Source organism: Advenella kashmirensis WT001 (genome assembly GCF_000219915.2).
In the GTDB taxonomy this organism is placed as follows: domain Bacteria; phylum Pseudomonadota; class Gammaproteobacteria; order Burkholderiales; family Burkholderiaceae_B; genus Advenella; species Advenella kashmirensis.
Genome location: NC_017964.1, coordinates 3,967,843 through 3,984,396 on the forward strand (window position 1 = coordinate 3,967,843; position 16,554 = coordinate 3,984,396).

The following is a 16,554-nucleotide window of genomic DNA, read 5'->3' on the forward strand; positions in this document are numbered from 1 at the left end:
GAAGATTAACTGTCGACATATTCGAACTGGGCGCGCAACATTTCATAGATATGGAGCGTCAGCGGGCTGATGGTGTCTTTGCGCGTGAGCAGGCGGTACGTCACGAATGGCAATGGCGGCAAGCCCTCGGCCTCGCCCAGCACACGCATATCCGGACCCAGAAACTCAACGCTTCTGACCGTCACCCCCAGCCCGGCACGCACCGCTGCCTTAATTCCGACCAGCGAAGGGGCCAGGTAATTGATATGCCATTTTATCTGTGTGCCCTCCAGCGCACTGAGCGCCAGACGACGAAAAATGCTGGGTTCATCGGCAAGGATCAGCGGCAACGGGGCCCGGCGGTTATACGGAAAATCTGCGGCACATACCCATGCTGTGGGCGAAGTGCGCAACACAAACCCGTTCAAGGCCGGATCATCGCGAGTTGAAATCGTCAAATCAATATCGCCGGCCTCCAGTGAAACCATGAGCGAAGGACTCCGATCAACCTGGATCTCCAGTTTTACCCTGGGCGCCTGCCGGGCAATATAGGTCAGCATGAGCGGCAAAATAGTGTCCGCCACATCCAGCGTCGCCCCCAGGCGAATATGCCCTTCCATTTGCTGCTGACCAACGGTACGCAGCACCTCGTCATTGATCGCCAGCAACCGCCTGCCATACTCGGCCAATTGCTTGCCCTGCATGGTCATCACCAGCCGTCTTCCTTTTTTCTGGAACAAGGGATATCCCATTTGCTGTTCCAGCTTTTGCATCTGCTGGCTGATCGCCGACTGGGTTTTGAACAGAACCTGTGCCGCACCGGAGAATGTATTAGTTTTTTCGACAGTTACCAGCGTTCTGAGCAAGCCAAGATCCAGATTATTCATAGGGAATACCCTTAAAAACAAGCCCTTGAAAGAATACCGCTCATAGAGGACATATTAGCACTGCTTATATGATTTCAAAAATTTCTAATTAGTAAAGACTGGTTGAACTATCTATACTTTGAAAAAATCACAGGAGAAATAAATGAACGCAAAGCAAGACAAGCAGGTTGCCATCCAGAAATTTATCAGTGTCGCCAAAGACCTCGGCCAGGATCAACTGGACCGGGAAAAGCTCGCCAAAATACGCGATGCCCTGATTGAAATTGCGGCGCACAAAGCGTGGTGGGGACAGGACACGTACCCTGCGCCAACCGGCGAAGATCTGCAAGCGCGCTATCTGATTCATTCTGAGCCCGATGACAGCTATGCGCTTTATCTGAACGTCATGAAGCCAGGTAAAAAAATTGTTCCGCATAATCACACCACCTGGGCCTGTATTGCTGCGGTCGAGGGCGTGGAAAGCAACTATCTGTATGAACGCACCGACGATGGCAGCGTGCCGGGCCATGCCACAGTTGTACAAACGGGCATGCAGGCCGTGGAGCCTGGCCATGGCATTGCCCTGATGCCCGATGATATTCATGCCGTGCGTATCGAAGACGATAATATCCGTCACCTGCATATGTATGGGCGAGCGCTGGAAACCCTGACCGAGCGCATGGCTTTCGACACCACCAACAACACCTGCAAGATCATGGACGTGGGCGTCAAAACCCAGCGGAGCCAGGGCTGATGTCAGCTGTCTCCAGAGCAACCCAACTGGCCTCGCTGGGGCGTCCAGAATCTGGATGGGCCAATACGCCCATTGTCAAAGGCAGCACCTATCTTTTCGACACCCTGGGCCAATGGCGCGCCGCGCGCGCACAACGCGAGACCGACAGGGTACTGTCCTACGGCGCCCGCGGCAACGAAACGGTTTATGCGCTGGAAGATGCCATCACCGCAATTGAGGGCGGGTATCGCAGCAAGCTTTTTCCAACCGGCCTGGCCGCGATTGCCACCACCCTGTTTGCATGCCTGAAATCAGGAGACCATTTGCTGATTTCAGACGGCGTCTATGAGCCAATGCGCCTGCTGTGCGAAACGCAGCTGGCCAAGTTTGGGGTCACATACAGTGATTTTTCGCCGACTGATCCACATTGGGAGCGTCAGTTAAGGCCGACGACAAAAATGGTCTATGTTGAATCTCCGGGCTCGCTGCTTTATGACATGCTTGATTTACCGGCACTGTCACACGTGTGCAAACAACGCAATATTCTGCTTTGCGCAGACAACACATGGGGCTCGGGCATTAACTACCAGCCACTCAATTTGGGTTGCGATATTTCGGTCGTGGCGGCTACCAAGTACCTCGGCGGCCATTCAGATGTGATGATGGGCTCGGTCACAGCCAGCAAGGCCTGCTTTGCCCAGATAGAACAGGCCAGCATCAATCTCGGACAGACTGTCTCGGCCGAAGATGCCTTCCTGGTGCTGCGCGGGCTTCGCACGCTGGAACTGCGGCTGCAACGTCATGCCAGCAGCGCCCTGCACCTTGCCCAGTGGTTGAGCACGCATCAGACTATACGCAACGTGTTTCACCCCGCCCTGCAAGGGGATGCAAACCATGCCCTGTGGCAGCGAGATGCCACCGGTTCCAATGGTCTGCTGACCATAGAATTTGATCCCGCACTGGCCACGGAAAAAATCGAACAGGCGATAGACGGGTTGCAACTGTTTGGCATCGGCTCGTCATGGGGAGGCTATGAAAGCCTGGTCCTGCCCGTCGACCCGCAACGCACCAGACTGCGCGATAGCAAACACGGCTACCTCCTGCGCCTGCACATCGGCCTGGAAGATCCTGCAGACCTCATGCGCGATCTTGACAGCATGCTCAACCACATCACATAAGCGGGCACGAGTCCGTCGCAACACCAATACTTATAAACCCTTTTCGAGCAAGACACGAGAACTGACAATGAAATATATCAACGCCCACGCGCTGAAAAAACAAATTCATGACGCCGAAGAAATCGCAGTCCTGGACATACGTGAGCATGGCCAATATGGAGAAAACCATCTTTTTTTTGCGGTCTCTCTACCTTATAGCGCACTGGAGCTGGAAATCGCAAGGCTGGTTCCCAGAAAAAACACCCGGATTGTGATGTACGGTAATAAGCATGAAGAGGAGATTGTCAAACGCGCGCATCTTGCCGCGACCGCACTGGGCTACACCGATATCAGCATCCTGCAAGACGGCGTACAGGGATGGCAAGCCGCAGGTTACGCCACGTTCTCCGGTGTAAACCTGCCCAGCAAGACCTTTGGCGAACTGGCAGAACATGTTTACGACACACCAAGAATATCCGCACTGCAATTGCAGGCGCTGCTCGCGGATGACGGCAATAAAATCATTGTGCTTGATGGCCGCCCTGTGCCCGAATACAGGAAAATGAATATCCCGGGGTCGGTATGCTGTCCGAACGGCGAACTGGCCCTGCGCGCCAGTGACCTTGCACCGGACCCTGAAACCACAATTGTCATCAATTGCGCAGGCCGCACACGCAGTATCGTGGGCGCACAAACCCTGATCAATTTAGGCATTCCCAACAAAGTATATGCGCTGGAGAACGGTACGCAGGGCTGGTACCTGGCCGATCTGCCGCTGGAGCATCAGTCTGACAGGCTATACCCACCATCCATACCGGACAAGAACCTGCCGATGTTGCAAAAGCGCTCGGCAGCAATTGCCACGCGCCATAACGTTCAGGCGGTTGATACCGCGCAGGTAGCGCAATGGCTGGCTCAATCAGATCGCACAACATTCCTGTGCGATATCAGAACGCCCGAAGAGTTCAGGCAAGACAACCTTCCTGCCAACGTGCAACACACTCCGGGCGGTCAGCTTATCCAGGCGACCGACGAATATGTGGGCGTCAGAAAATCCCGACTGGTTCTCCTGGATTTTGACGGTGTGCGCGCCCCGGTCATTGCAAGCTGGCTCAGGCAACTGGGCTGGGAAGTGTATCTTCTGAAGCACCCGGAAAATCTGCAGATTACAGCTTCGGCTGCCGCGCACCGTCCGGCCCTGCGCAACACAACCGTGCTTGCCAACGAACAGATCGCACCATTTGTCATCGCCCATCCTGCGGCACAGATCATCGATACCCGGCCCAGTATGCAATTTCGAAAACTGCGGTTAGCAGGCGCCACCTGGGCCATCCGTCCAACGATAGCGGCGGTTGCGCCCAAGGACAAAGACAAAGCGATTCTGCTCATTGGTGAACGACAGGAAAAACTGCACATTCTTGCGGCCGATCTGGAGCGCGCAGGACACACCCGAATTTATTCTGCCTGCATGGATCATGAACAGATCATCCAAAGTGGTCTTGCAGTGAGCACGGACGAAACCGTACTGCCTGATGAACAATGTATTGATTTTTTGTTTTTTGTTCACGACCGTCATCAGGGAAACAAGGAAGCAGCAAGAAAATATCTCGAATGGGAAACCAATCTCATATCGCAGATCGACGACCTGGAACGCCAGACGTTCTTATTTGACTAAAACACCACTGGAGCGAACGATGAAGAGACAAAACCGCAGCACCCTGACAAACCCTAAGTTCGGCAACAAGCATGCATGGCTGCTGATTGCCTTGCTGGCCTCAACCTGGAGCAGCAGCGCCTTTGCCAACCGCCTTGCCGATATCAAAAGCCGTGGCAGCTTGATTTGCGGAACACAAAATGCCAGTTCACCCTACGGCTATCAGGACCCGAAACAACGTAAGTATGTCGGATACGACGTCGATATCTGTCAGGCGCTTGCCAGTGAACTGGGCGTTAAGCTGCAGCATAAGCCGTTGTCCACCGAAGCCCGTATCCCTGAAGTAAAAATGGGACGTGTGGATATTGTGGCGGGCTCGGTGGCCTGGCTACCCAAACGCGCCGAAGAAGTGGATTTCAGCTTGCAGTATCTACAGGGAAATATCAAGGTACTGACCAAAAAAGACGCCGGCATCAAAACGCTGGCGGATCTGGCAGGAAAAAAAGTATGCGCCTCATCGGGATCCAGCTCGGCAGCCATTGCGCAAAAAGTCATACCGGGAGCAGATATTCTCACTTATCAGAACATCTCTCAATGTTATCTGGGCTTGCAAAACGACAAAGTCCAGGCGATGACCGCGGGAGAATTGGTATTGCTGCGGTTTGCCAATGACTCTCAGAAAACCGATACGCCAGCCGTGCTGCTGGATGAATCCACGGCCACAGAGCATATCGGCATCATTATGAACAAGGGCGAGCCCGAACTGAAAGCCGCAGTGGACAAAGCGCTGACCGCGATGGAAAAATCCGGCGAGCTGGACACCATATTCAATAAATGGCTCGGCAACGACTCCATCTACAAGCTGACGCGTTCGTTCAAAGTGGTGCCCGTTGCCCAATTGGATACCGGCACGAAAAAATAATATCAATCCTGTGATAGTGGCGCTACCGGTGCGTGGCGGTGTCCACGCAGGCAATACACCCACCAGGAGGATCCGGGAACAACCATTACCGGGCTTACCATGAATTTTTCGCTTTCCCTGCTCTCTGATCCTGAAACCGTTGCACTATTATTAACGGGCCTGTCAGTGACATTGCGTCTTTTTTTCGGGGCGCTTGTCTGCGGCTTTGTTGTTGCCTTGCTACTGACCGCCGCCAACCTGATCCCATCGCGTATCGTGCGGGCCATTATCAGTCTGTACGTGGAATATCACAGGAATGTGCCCACTGTTGTGCAGATCATGGTGTGGTATTTCGGCATGCCCGAGGTTCTGCCCAAAGCGCTGAAGATTTGGATCAACCAGGGAAATTCAGAGTTCTCCTTTGCATTGATCGCTTTGTCCCTGAATGTCAGCGCCTATTATTACGAGGACATTCGGTCAGGGATCAAGGCCATCGCCGGTACCCAACTCGAAGCGGCCAGGGCGGTTGGATTGAGTTCAGTACAGGCGCTGCAGTGTGTCGTGCTGCCACAGGCGGTTCGTATCGCCGTGCCGCCCATCATCAACCGCTCCCTGATTCTGTTCAAGGACACAAGCCTGGCCATGGTCATCGGCGTGACCGAACTGACATATCAAGTCAAGCGCATTGAAAACATTACCTTCCAGACTTTCCAGATCTTCCTGATTTCGACAGTCCTTTACCTGGCTATTTCCTTGCTGATTGCTCTGCTTGGCGCGCAGATCGCCCGTCGCTACCCGGCAAACTTCAGAAGATAGGAGCACGTTTATATGTATGATTTTATCAATACCTACGGCATGATGTTCCTGGTGGGATCCTGGCCGGGCGGCCCATTGGCGGCTTTGCCGGAACACTGATTCTGGCTGCGCTCAGCCTGTCTGCTGCATTTCCGATCGCGCTGCTGATCGGTACCGGCAGAACCTGCGAAATCAAGCTTATTCGTGCCCTGTCCACCATCTGGGTCTACGTGTTCCGTTCCATTCCCCTGATCATGATCATCTTCTGGCATATTTTCTGCTTCCCACCATCATGGAGACGGAGATCCCGCCGTTCTGGACTGCCGTGTCGGCCATTGTCATCTATGAATCGGCGTTCCTGGCCGAAATCATCCGCGGCGGATTGCAGGCGCTGCCTGCCGGCCAGGTAGAGGCCGCCAGAGCCATGGGACTTGGATATTTTCAAACCCTGTTTACCATCCAGATTCCGCAGGCGTTGACCAATATGATTCCATCCCTTTTGAATCAATTTGTCTCAACGATCAAGGCTACCTCTATCGTTTATATCATCGGCGTCAATGAGGCGGCTTTTTCAGCGCAGCAAATCAACAGTATTGAATTGACAGGGACGCTGCGCACCTATCTTGTATTGGCGCTGTTTTATTTTTTCATATGCGCGCTGCTTTCCAGACTGGCAAAGACCCTGGAAGCCCATCTGAATGCCAAACGCCTGGGCGCTGCCACCTGACCCATAATTACGGAGACAATCATGATCAAATTTGAACACGTCAACAAATGGTATAAAAATTACCATGCTCTGCGCGATATCAATGGCCAAATCAATACCGGTGAAGTGGTGGTGGTTTGCGGACCATCCGGCTCCGGTAAATCAACCATGATCCGCACGATCAACAAGCTGGAAGACATTGCCAGCGGTTCGATCAGCATCGAGGGCCAGTGCATCAACGACAAACACGTCAATATTAATCAGCTGCGCGCCAAGATCGGTTTTGTCTTTCAGCATTTCAATCTTTTCCCACACCTGTCGGTAAAGGACAATGTCGCCTTATCTCCGATTAAAGTCGCGGGGCAATCCAGGCAGCAAGCCTATGAGATTGCCGAAGCATTGCTGGACAAAGTAGGCCTGTATGCCAAGAAAGATGAAATGCCGGCCAATCTTTCGGGCGGGCAACAGCAACGGGTGGCCATCGCCCGGGCGCTGGCGCAACAGCCGCCGGTTATTTTGTTTGACGAACCGACCAGTGCACTTGATCCTGAAATGGTCGGTGAAGTGTTAACCGTGATGAAAAAACTGGCTGCCGACGGCATGACAATGGTCTGCGTCACCCATGAGATGAATTTTGCCCGAGAGGTGGCCGATCGCATCTGGTTTATGGATCAGGGGCAGCTTCTGGAGGACGCAACATCAAGCGCCTTCTTCTCCCAGGCCACGCACGAGCGTGCCCGCAAGTTCATGGCCGATATATTGCATTGAGTTTTTAATAACAGTGTGAGCGCCCGTAACAACCCGGTTGTTTCTTAGGCAGACAAGTGTCACCCCTGGCGATTCAAGGATTGATAGGCCATCTGCGCCGCTTCGCGAAACGCCTGCACCAGCCTGATGCGCGCCGATTTGCGCGACCAGACCAGACCAAAGCGGCGCGGCGCACTCACCTCCGGCAATGGCAATTTGATGATTTTCAGATCCCGTTTATACAGATTGGCTGAATCGGGAATGATGGCAACGCCCAGATTCTGATTGACCATCAGGGCAATGGATTCAATCGCGTTCAACTCAAAGCGCTCAACCGGAACGATCGCCACGGCACGCAAATACCGTTCTATCAGCTTGCCGCTCCAGCTATTATGGTCATAGCGAATGAAGGGTTCTGAACGCAGCAACTGTGTCGGTTTTTTCCCGTGATGCACTTCGGACGCAAGCAACACAAATGGCTCTTCGCGAAGCAAAAGCCATTCCTGGGTTTTGGGCAAGGCATAAGGTGCTCAATCGCAATGGCCGCGTCCAGGTTACCATTTTCAATGTCACGATAAAAATCCGGTGACACTCCGGGCTGCACGACTACATTGACTTCGGGATAACGTCGCACCAGCAGGCTAAGGATATCGGGCAGGATACTGTTGAGCACGCTATTGCCAGCGCCGATTCTGAGCTCACCGCGTATTTCATTTGAATTGGCCAGCCCTGGCAATGCATCTATTTCATTGATGATCAGCATCAGTCTGTCGAGCAGACGCAGACCCGCTTCGGTCACATGCACGGTTTTACCGGCGCGCGCTACCAGTGTCACACCGATTTCTTTTTCCAGCGCCGCAATCTGCTGCGCTACCGTCCCGTGCGTAACATTCAGCTTTCTGGCAGCCTGGGCCATGGAGCCAAGCTGATGAACCAAAAGAAAAGTGCGAATAAAGTTTGTATTCATCATTGTTCCGCGCAACATGAGTCGGCGCATCATGGATTCGCGCATAACGGATTCGCGATCAGGGCACTTAATCCCGGCAGGCTGCGTTGAGCCTGCCGGGTGCTGTGTCAGCTATTTAAGCACAGAATGAAGGCAAGGCGCCGGCAGCCTCACAGACTATGCTCTGGGCAGCAAGTCCCGCGGACGCATGCCCTGCCAATACAGGACAAGGCAGGCAAAAGCCAGCGGCCTTATTTCTTTTGTTTCTCGTATTGCTCAATCCATTGATCAAACTGAGCGATTTCTTTTTTCTGAGCAGCAATGATCTCTTTGGCCATGGCCTGCAATTGCGGGTCTTTGCCTTTATCCAATTCCATTTGCGCATATCCACTGCTCCCTGATGATGGATCCGCATCATCACGGCAAAATCATAATCGGTATCGCCGGACGCTTTTACCGCGTCCATTTGCTGCTGCATGTTCATCATGGAAGCATGCATATCCTTGGGCGCATCGCCGGTGTTCATATGCGCATGTCCGCCAGCCTGGGCGTGGGCTGCCATCGGCATGGCAAAACCACTTACCGCAAGTGCCGCGACAACCAGGCCGCGAGCGACGAATGTTCTGGCAAAACAGGGCAATGGATGTTGGTGCATGATCATTCCTTCAAAACAGTTAAAAAATAGATATTCAGCGTACTGGCTGCATTGCAAGTGTGGCGCATATGAACACGCCGGTTTTTAGCTGGCTAATCTCGGGAGAATGGCTTACCGGAAAAATCTACGGTGACCAGATTGCCATCCATGGGTCCCATGCCAGGGGAGTTCACGGGCATGCCTGGCGCAGCGACGCCGGGGATGGCGCGCTTGGCGACCAACTTATCAACCACCGTTGCCGGCACATGCCCTTCCACGATCTGGCCGGTACCATCGACCACGGCAGTATGGCAGGACGCCAATGCAGCAGGCACCTTGAGTTTTTGCTTGATGGCGGACATATCTGCGGTCTTAATCGCGTTTACGGTATAGCCGGAATCGCGCATGTGTTGTACCCAGCCAGTACAACAGCCACAATTTGGATCGTGATACACAGTGACCGACTTTTCCGAAGCGTAGGCCCCGGAAGCTGCGGTTAAAAGCGCCATTGAAACTATGAACGTTTTCATTAAAAAACCCTGCAAAAGAGAATGAATGTTTGTCTGCCCATGCCCCGATAAGTTCCCATTTCAATATAAAGCGAGAAAACGCGCTTGCAACGCGCGTTTTTTCAACTGCGTGGTGCCGCCGGCAAACCGCCTATGCCAACGGTTTGGCTGGATAGCCGGCATTTTCCAATGCCGCAATAAGCGCTTGCTGGGTACTTGTAGACTGGATGTCTACGCGGTGTTCGCCCACATTGGCGATGACGGTGGCATCCGAATCAACGGACTGGACTGCCGCTGTTACCCGGCGAACGCATCCGCCGCAGGTCATGGTGTCGATTTGAAATTGCATATGCGTAAATTCCCTTTGTGATTGGTCATGGTCAAAGGATAAACATTGCCACAATGGGAAGGTCAAGCACTATTTCAGTTGTCATGGTCTGTGGTCGGACAGTCCAACCAAAAAGACATAATTTATATCTTTTTAAGATAAAAATACAGGCGTTTTTTCTATCTTTCTTCACTTATTATCTGCGGATACAGAAGGAGGAGAAGATGAAAAGCAAATTATTCGTGCCGGCATCACGACCGGAATTGTTCGAAAAAGCCTTAACAGCCAGGCCGATGGCATCTCCTTTGACCTGGAAGACGCCGTACTGGAACCGCACAAGGACCAGGCCCGGCAACAGTTGAACGATTTTTTGCAAGCACTGCAACCAGGGTCACAGAAAAAGACCATCATCGTGCGCATCAACGACATGGGTACTGCCTGGTTCGACGAAGACCTGCTGGCATGCATGATTGATACGGTGGATATGATCAATATCCCGAAAATCGAGTCGTCTGAACAGATGCAGGATTTTTTCCTGGCTTTCGACAAAGCCGCCAGTGCCCTGGACAAACCACCGGCAATCCTGGTCAACATTGAAACTGCCCTGGCCCTGGTTAACGCTGCAGACATTGCTGCGACAGACAAGCGCATTGCCGGCCTGCAGCTGGGCCTTGGCGATTTATTTGAGCCGTTGGGCATCCATCGCTACGAACCGGCCACGGTCCATCATGTCATGGTGCAATTGCGATTAGCGGCGGGCAGCGCAGGCGTGTACGCCTATGACAGCGCCTATGCCAATATCGGCAACAGCGAAGGCTACCGACAGGAAGCGCTGCTGGCCAAAGCTGTCGGATTCCTGGGAAAAACCTGTATTCACCCGTCCCAGATTGCTATTGCAAATGAAGTATTTACGCCAACCCGGGAAGAAGTTGACTGGGCGCGAAAAATCGTCGAGTCCGCAGGCCAGGCCAGCCATGGCGCCTATGTTCTTGACGGCCAGATGATCGATGTTCCATTTATCAACAAAGCAAAAATGATTCTGCGCCAGATCGGCGAATAATCGACAATCCCCAGGAGACAAAAGTGAGAAAAAAAACCTTGAATCATAGGCATATTATGAGTGCTGCCGGCGCCGCATTGCTCGGCGCCTTGATCGCACTGCCGACGGCCGCCGTTGCGGCCGGCCCGGACAGCTTTCCGGGCGATCGGCCCATCACACTTGTCGTGCCTTACCCACCCGGCGGCTCCAATGATACGTTCGCCCGTGCCGTGGGCATGAAGCTGGGCACACTGCTTAAGACGACGGTTGTGATTGAAAACAAAGGCGGCGCCGGCGGCTCTATCGGCACCATGCAGGTGGCGCGCGCCAAGCCGGACGGCTATACGCTGGCGGCCGTATCCTCCAGCTTTACAACCAATGCTGCAATCCAGCCTTCACTGCCTTTTGATCCCATTGGCGATCTGCGCGGCGTGGGCCTGATGGCCGAAGGCCCCTTCATTCTTGCCGTACGCAAAACACTCGGGTTCACCAAGGTCAGCGAGCTGCTTGACTACGCCAGGGCCAATCCCGGCAAACTCAATTATTCTTCATCCGGGCCGGGCAGCAGCAACCAGTTTGCCACCGAAATGATGAACTCGCTGGCCAAAATACAGATGACACATGTGCCATTCAAAGGGATGGGCCCGGCCACCAATGCCTTGATAGGCGATCAGGTGGATGTATTGATCGCCAGCGGCCCGTCGCTTTTACCCGCCGTTGGCACCGGCAAGGCCACTGCTCTGGGAGTAACCAGCAGCCAGAAAAGCCCGGTAGCGCCTGATCTGCCGACTATCGCAGCCGATGTCCCCAATTACAACTTCAAGATCTGGTGGGGCATTCTGGCGCCCAAAGGCACGCCCGATGCCATTGTCGCAAAACTGAATGACGCACTTAAACAGGTAACGTCCGACGAGGAGCTGAAAAAATTCTTCCTCAAGGAAGGTGCCGAAGCCACCTATATGACGCCCGCCGATTTTGACAAGGAAATCAGCGACAACATCGCTCTTTGGAAAAAAGTCGCCAGGGACAGCGATATTCACGTACAGAAATAAACACGGATCAGCCTTATGACATCAACAACTTCAGGAAACAATGCATTGCCCCTGGCCGGCATCCAGGTGCTGGATCTGAGCGCCTATATCGCCGGGCCTTACGGTTGCGCGCTGCTGTCCGACCTGGGCGCGCAGGTGATTAAAATTGAGCCACCCGAAGGTGATAATCTGCGCAAATATCCATCCACGCTGCAAGCCGAGAGCCGGGCATTTATCGGCGTAAACAGGGCAAGCGCGGGATCAGCCTGGATTTGAAAAGCGCCGAAGGCTATGAAATATTCCTGAAACTGTTGAGTGGGGCTGATGTGCTGGTGCATAATTTTCGCCCCACGGTGCCGCCGCGGCTGAAGATCGATTTTCCGACCTTATCACAACTGAATCCAAAGCTGGTCTACTGCGCCATGACCGGTTATGGCTCGAGCGGTCCCATGGCCAACAATGCCGGATATGATCAGGTGCTGCAGGCCATGTCGGGTATTTGCGACTCGCAAGGCATGGGCAAGGCTGAGCCGGAAATTGTGTATGGCTCTGTTGTTGATTTCTACGCCAGTGCGATGATCGCCAATAGCGTTAATGCGGCGCTGTTCAAGCGGGAACGCACCGGCCAGGGTTCCTATGTGGAAGTCTCGCTACTGGCCAGCGCGCTGACCATGCAGTCTACGCGCCTGGTGTGGGCAGAAGGCGAGCCCAGGAACATTGAACGGGATATGCGCTCGGGCGGCATTACCGGCATTCATCCCACCAAGGACGGGTTTATTTACCTGTCGGCCAATACGCCGCACTTCTGGGAAGCGCTGTGCACCCTGCTGGGGCTGGCCTCACTGGCCACCGACGAACGCTACAACACAGTGCGCAAACGCGCCGAGAACGCCAGCGTTATCGTGCCCATTATCCGCCAGGCCTTACAGCAACGCAGCGCCGCAGAATGGGAAGCGCATTTTGGCACCCGGGTGCCCTGCGCCATGGTTCGGCCGGTGCACGACATGTTCGAACACCCACAAGTGCAGGCCGAAGGCATGGTACGCGAATTTTCACACAGCAAAATCGGCAAATACAAGAGTATTACCGGCCTGATAAAAATGGACCACGCGGCCTGCGCCACGGATCGTGCGGCGCCCGACTTCGGAGAGCATACGAGCGAGCTGCTCACCGAATATGGATATTCCGAGCAGCAAATCGATCTATTCAGACAGCGCGGCATCGTGCGTTAACAGGCAATCTCATGACTACAACCACTCACTGGAAACAGCGCCCGCCTGGAGCAAACTGGGGAGACTTCGGCCCCGACGATCAACTGGGCCGCTTGAACTGGATTGACGCCCAGGCGCGCGTGCGAGCCGCCCGCGAGATACAGACGGGACTCAGCTTTGCCCTGAGCCTGCCGCTGGATGTTCCCAGACAGCCGGTTCTGAATCCACGCCGCGCCGGCCCTGTGATACGCCCGTCAATGAAAAATGGCGTGCCCATTTTCAACTTTCCATTGGGCAACGATACGCCCGGCGCCACCGATGTGGTAAGCGACGATGTGGTGACCATGTCACCGCAGTATTCAACACAATGGGATGCACTCGGGCATGTCTGCTCCTGTTTTGACGCACAGGGATCGGGGACGGCAGCGCCGGTTGGCTACAACGGCTTTCGTGTCGTTGGGCATCAACATGCGGCCAGTGACCATTTCAATGGCGCTGCCGCGCTGTCCATTGATCCCATGGCGCAGCACGGGATTCAGGGACGCGGCGTACTGATCGATTTGCGCCATCACTTTGGCGACGAAGCCCGGTTGGTCAGTTTTGCCGATATCGAAGCGGTCATCAAGGCCGACCGTATTGTCCTGAACAAAGGCGACATCGTATGCTTTCATACTGGCCTGGCCGATATTGCGCTGAACCTGAGTGCCCAGGACGACCATGAGATACTGAAAAACAGTTGCTGCGCGCTGGACGGCAACGATCCGAAATTGCTGGAGTGGATCACACAATCACAAGTGTCTGCACTTGCCGCCGATAACCATGCGGTGGAAAAGCGCAACTACACGCTGAAAAAAGACCAGGGACCGCTGCTACCGCTGCATGAGCATTGCCTGGTCAAACTGGGCATGCCTTTGGGCGAGCTGTGGCATCTATCGATTCTGGCCAAATGGTTGCGGGAGCACGAGCGCCATGCTTTCTTTCTGACTGCACCGCCCATATACTTACGCGGCATGGTCGGGGCACCGGTCAACCCCGTAGCAACCGTATAGTCAAGTGCAGTCCCAGCATGACAACAACACAGTTACATAATCATAATTATCACGGAGGACATAATGCATATGTCATTGAATAAAACCCTTATCGTTTTTGCCATGAGCTGTGGCGTGCTGACCAGCGGCTCAGCCTGGTCTGCAGACTATCCCAACAAGGCCATCCGCATGATCGTGCCCTACTCTGCCGGCGGCGGTGCCGACAATGCTGCACGCATTATTGCCAAAACCCTGGGCGACACCTTGAAGCAACCCATTGTGATAGAGAACAAGCCGGGCGCCAGTGGCTCTATCGGCGCGACCCAAGTGGCGCGCGCGCCTGCCGATGGCTACACCCTGCTGTATGATGCATCCTCTTTTTCCATCAATCCGGTATTGCGCAAACTGCCGTATGACCCGCTGAAGGATTTTATTGCCGTCTCCAAGGTCGTGAGCTCGCCCTATCTGATGGTCGTGCCCACTAACTCTGCCTATGACAGCGTCAAATCCTATGTTGATGCCGCCAAGGCCTCGCCCGGTAAACTGACGTTTGCCTCCTACGGCATTGGCAGCCCGGTCCACATTGTGGGCGAGTTGCTCAAGCAGGAAACCGGCATTGATATCGTGCACGTGCCCTACAAGGGCGGCGCGCCTGCCCTGGTCGATGTCATGGGTGGCGTCGTGGATACCTATTTTGCCAATGCAGCCTCGGCCATGTCATACATCCGTGGCGAGAAACTCAAAGCGCTGGCAACCACGGCAGCTAAACGAAGCAGCGATCTGCCTGATGTGGCGACCATGACAGAACAAGGCGTAAAAATGGATGTGAGCGAGTGGAATGGCATTTTCGCACCGGCCGGCACGCCCGAGCCGGTCATCAGCAAACTGTCCGAAGCCATCGGCACGGCGCTCAAAGACCCTGCAACCATCAGGCAATTGAACAATCTGGGCATGCAGGTAGAAGGCAGTTCACCCGAGGCATTCAAGTCGTTTATTGCAAACGAATTGACACGCTGGGACGCCGTGGCCAAAAAGAACAACATCAGGCTCGATTAAAGTTCGTTATGCGGCTGGCTGCGTCACGCCATTGGGCGCTTCCATGAGGATAGCAAAAACACTGCCGGGATGATTCCGGCAGCGCTGCTTTTACCTTGCGGTAATACCTGCTGCGACATTGCACTCCATTGAACATCCCGCCAAGCATCACCCAGTCAATTAATTTTGATATTCGCCTCTTTTGCCAACGTTTTCCAGGCAGGGATTTCCTTTTTCACCACCGCTTCCAGCGCTTGTGGCGTTCCACCCACCGCGACCGCGCTGGGCCAGGAAAGCCTGCTGTATGGTTTTATTGCCGGCGGCGTCTGCCAGCACTTTCTGAATTTTGTCGATGATTGGTCGCGGCGTGCCAGCCGGCGCGAACATGGCATACCAGGAATCCACATTGAAACCGTCAATGGTTTCGGCATCGATGGCACATCCGGCACCACTGGCGTGCGCTCTTTCGTGGAGACGGCAAGCGCCTTGAGCTTGCCATTGCGAATATATTGGGTCACTGCCGGCAGTGATACCCATAGCAACGGTATCTGCCCGCCCAGCACGTCCACTGTTGCCGGACCACCACCGCGATACGGCGCATGGGTCAATTGAACCTGCCCCAGTTTTTTGAATAATTCGCCTGCAATATGACTAGGCGAACCAACCCCTGCGGAACCGTAGATTACCGGCTTGTCTGCAGCCTTGGCGTAGGCGATAAGCTCGGCAACCGTTGACGGTTTGAAAGAAGGGTGTGCCACCAGCACCTGAGGTGCGGAGGCCACCATGGACACAGGATCCAGGTCCTTCTCTGTGTCAAAGGGCAATTGCGCATAAATGGCAGGATTGATCGTATGCGACGATAGCGTCAACAACAGCGTATAGCCATCGGGCGCCGCTTTGGCTACCTGTGCAGTACCGATAGTGCCGCCGGCGCCCCCCTTGTTTTCGATCACAACACTTTGCCCCAGCCCCTGGGTCAGCGGCTCCTGGAGAATGCGAGCCGCCACGTCGACACTGCCGCCGGCGGGGTAGGACACAATCAGCCGAATCGGTTTATTGGGGTAGTCCGGGTCCGCAGTAGCAGCAATGGCCGCCGACGTGCCGCTCAATGCGCAAAACGCACACATGGCGTTAAGCCACTGCGCAGTCAATTTTCTCAATAGTGTCATGGCAGTTTCTCTCAATTAGAATATGGTTTATACAGACAAACAGTGATTTAATAAAATAGCTTTTAGCTCTATTCTTATTGCTGCTG

19 protein-coding genes and 1 pseudogene are annotated in these 16,554 nt (G+C 54.2%); 13 read left to right on the forward strand and 7 right to left on the reverse strand.

The genetic code is table 11. The features are described from left to right. Positions 1-5 precede the first annotated feature (5 nt). Positions 6-866 (reverse strand): LysR substrate-binding domain-containing protein, encoded by an 861-nt coding sequence (locus tag TKWG_RS18625; RefSeq protein ID WP_014752319.1) that lies wholly within the window; start codon positions 864-866, stop codon positions 6-8. A 142-nt stretch (positions 867-1,008) separates the two neighbouring features. On the opposite strand from TKWG_RS18625, the gene TKWG_RS18630 reads away from it, so the two are divergent. The 8 genes from TKWG_RS18630 to TKWG_RS18660 all read left to right on the forward strand — a co-directional run bounded on the left by TKWG_RS18630 (position 1,009) and on the right by TKWG_RS18660 (position 7,559). Then, positions 1,009-1,599: a cysteine dioxygenase family protein gene (locus TKWG_RS18630; protein ID WP_014752320.1), complete on the forward strand. Its 591-nt coding sequence runs from the start codon at positions 1,009-1,011 to the stop codon at positions 1,597-1,599. Further along, positions 1,599-2,756, forward strand: coding sequence for a cystathionine beta-lyase (gene metC, locus TKWG_RS18635; RefSeq protein ID WP_014752321.1), 1,158 nt, complete (start codon positions 1,599-1,601; stop codon positions 2,754-2,756). Before TKWG_RS18630 ends, metC begins: the two co-directional genes overlap by 1 nt. Positions 2,757-2,823: 67 nt before the next feature. Further along, on the forward strand, positions 2,824-4,410 hold the full coding sequence (locus TKWG_RS18640; RefSeq protein ID WP_014752322.1) for a rhodanese-like domain-containing protein: 1,587 nt from the start codon (positions 2,824-2,826) through the stop codon (positions 4,408-4,410). Between the two features lie 19 nt (positions 4,411-4,429). Beyond that, positions 4,430-5,311 carry an ABC transporter substrate-binding protein gene (locus TKWG_RS18645; RefSeq protein ID WP_014752323.1) on the forward strand — a complete coding sequence of 294 codons (882 nt, stop codon included), beginning with the start codon at positions 4,430-4,432 and terminating at the stop codon, positions 5,309-5,311. A 99-nt stretch (positions 5,312-5,410) separates the two neighbouring features. Beyond that, positions 5,411-6,106, forward strand: a complete 696-nt coding sequence (locus TKWG_RS18650; RefSeq protein ID WP_014752324.1) for an amino acid ABC transporter permease — start codon at positions 5,411-5,413, stop codon at positions 6,104-6,106. A 134-nt stretch (positions 6,107-6,240) separates the two neighbouring features. Beyond that, positions 6,241-6,495 (forward strand): hypothetical protein, encoded by a 255-nt coding sequence (locus tag TKWG_RS25535; RefSeq protein ID WP_238534440.1) that lies wholly within the window; start codon positions 6,241-6,243, stop codon positions 6,493-6,495. Continuing rightward, a complete protein-coding gene (locus TKWG_RS25540; RefSeq protein WP_014752326.1) occupies positions 6,378-6,812 on the forward strand; it encodes an amino acid ABC transporter permease in 435 nt (144 codons plus the stop codon). Before TKWG_RS25535 ends, TKWG_RS25540 begins: the two co-directional genes overlap by 118 nt. 21 nt (positions 6,813-6,833) lie before the next feature. Next, the gene (locus TKWG_RS18660; protein ID WP_014752327.1) at positions 6,834-7,559 is read left to right on the forward strand and encodes an amino acid ABC transporter ATP-binding protein; all 726 of its coding nucleotides are present in this window, start codon (positions 6,834-6,836) and stop codon (positions 7,557-7,559) included. Positions 7,560-7,618: 59 nt separating this feature from the next. Here TKWG_RS18660 and TKWG_RS26245 read toward each other — a convergent pair whose 3' ends face one another. The 5 genes from TKWG_RS26245 to TKWG_RS18680 form a co-directional block, all read right to left on the reverse strand. After that, positions 7,619-8,011: a LysR substrate-binding domain-containing protein gene (locus tag TKWG_RS26245; protein ID WP_322786573.1), complete on the reverse strand. Its 393-nt coding sequence runs from the start codon at positions 8,009-8,011 to the stop codon at positions 7,619-7,621. Continuing rightward, positions 7,909-8,508: a LysR family transcriptional regulator gene (locus TKWG_RS26250; RefSeq protein ID WP_264300254.1), complete on the reverse strand. Its 600-nt coding sequence runs from the start codon at positions 8,506-8,508 to the stop codon at positions 7,909-7,911. Before TKWG_RS26250 ends, TKWG_RS26245 begins: the two co-directional genes overlap by 103 nt. Positions 8,509-8,620: 112 nt before the next feature. Next, positions 8,621-9,139 (reverse strand): DUF305 domain-containing protein, encoded by a 519-nt coding sequence (locus tag TKWG_RS27555; protein ID WP_171815191.1) that lies wholly within the window; start codon positions 9,137-9,139, stop codon positions 8,621-8,623. Between the two features lie 92 nt (positions 9,140-9,231). Continuing rightward, entirely contained in the window at positions 9,232-9,525 is a 294-nt protein-coding gene (locus TKWG_RS18675) for a DUF411 domain-containing protein (RefSeq protein ID WP_014752330.1), read from the reverse strand. Between the two features lie 253 nt (positions 9,526-9,778). Beyond that, entirely contained in the window at positions 9,779-9,976 is a 198-nt protein-coding gene (locus tag TKWG_RS18680) for a heavy-metal-associated domain-containing protein (protein WP_014752331.1), read from the reverse strand. Between the two features lie 289 nt (positions 9,977-10,265). On the opposite strand from TKWG_RS18680, the gene TKWG_RS18685 reads away from it, so the two are divergent. The 5 genes and pseudogenes from TKWG_RS18685 (at position 10,266) to TKWG_RS18710 (ending at position 15,320) form a co-directional block, all read left to right on the forward strand. Then, a complete protein-coding gene (locus TKWG_RS18685) occupies positions 10,266-11,015 on the forward strand; it encodes an HpcH/HpaI aldolase/citrate lyase family protein (RefSeq protein WP_322786643.1) in 750 nt (249 codons plus the stop codon). A gap of 56 nt (positions 11,016-11,071) precedes the next feature. Next, entirely contained in the window at positions 11,072-12,046 is a 975-nt protein-coding gene (locus TKWG_RS18690) for a tripartite tricarboxylate transporter substrate binding protein (RefSeq protein WP_148274595.1), read from the forward strand. A gap of 15 nt (positions 12,047-12,061) precedes the next feature. Then, positions 12,062-13,257, forward strand: a pseudogene (locus TKWG_RS18700) (CaiB/BaiF CoA transferase family protein). 11 nt (positions 13,258-13,268) lie between these two features. Further along, on the forward strand, positions 13,269-14,285 hold the full coding sequence (locus TKWG_RS18705; protein ID WP_014752336.1) for a cyclase family protein: 1,017 nt from the start codon (positions 13,269-13,271) through the stop codon (positions 14,283-14,285). Between the two features lie 63 nt (positions 14,286-14,348). After that, complete coding sequence (locus TKWG_RS18710) at positions 14,349-15,320, forward strand: Bug family tripartite tricarboxylate transporter substrate binding protein (protein WP_014752337.1); 972 nt, start codon at positions 14,349-14,351, stop codon at positions 15,318-15,320. A 155-nt stretch (positions 15,321-15,475) separates the two neighbouring features. On the opposite strand, the gene TKWG_RS18715 is transcribed toward TKWG_RS18710, so the two are convergent. Continuing rightward, positions 15,476-16,468 (reverse strand): Bug family tripartite tricarboxylate transporter substrate binding protein, encoded by a 993-nt coding sequence (locus tag TKWG_RS18715; RefSeq protein WP_014752338.1) that lies wholly within the window; start codon positions 16,466-16,468, stop codon positions 15,476-15,478. Positions 16,469-16,554: the final 86 nt, after the last annotated feature.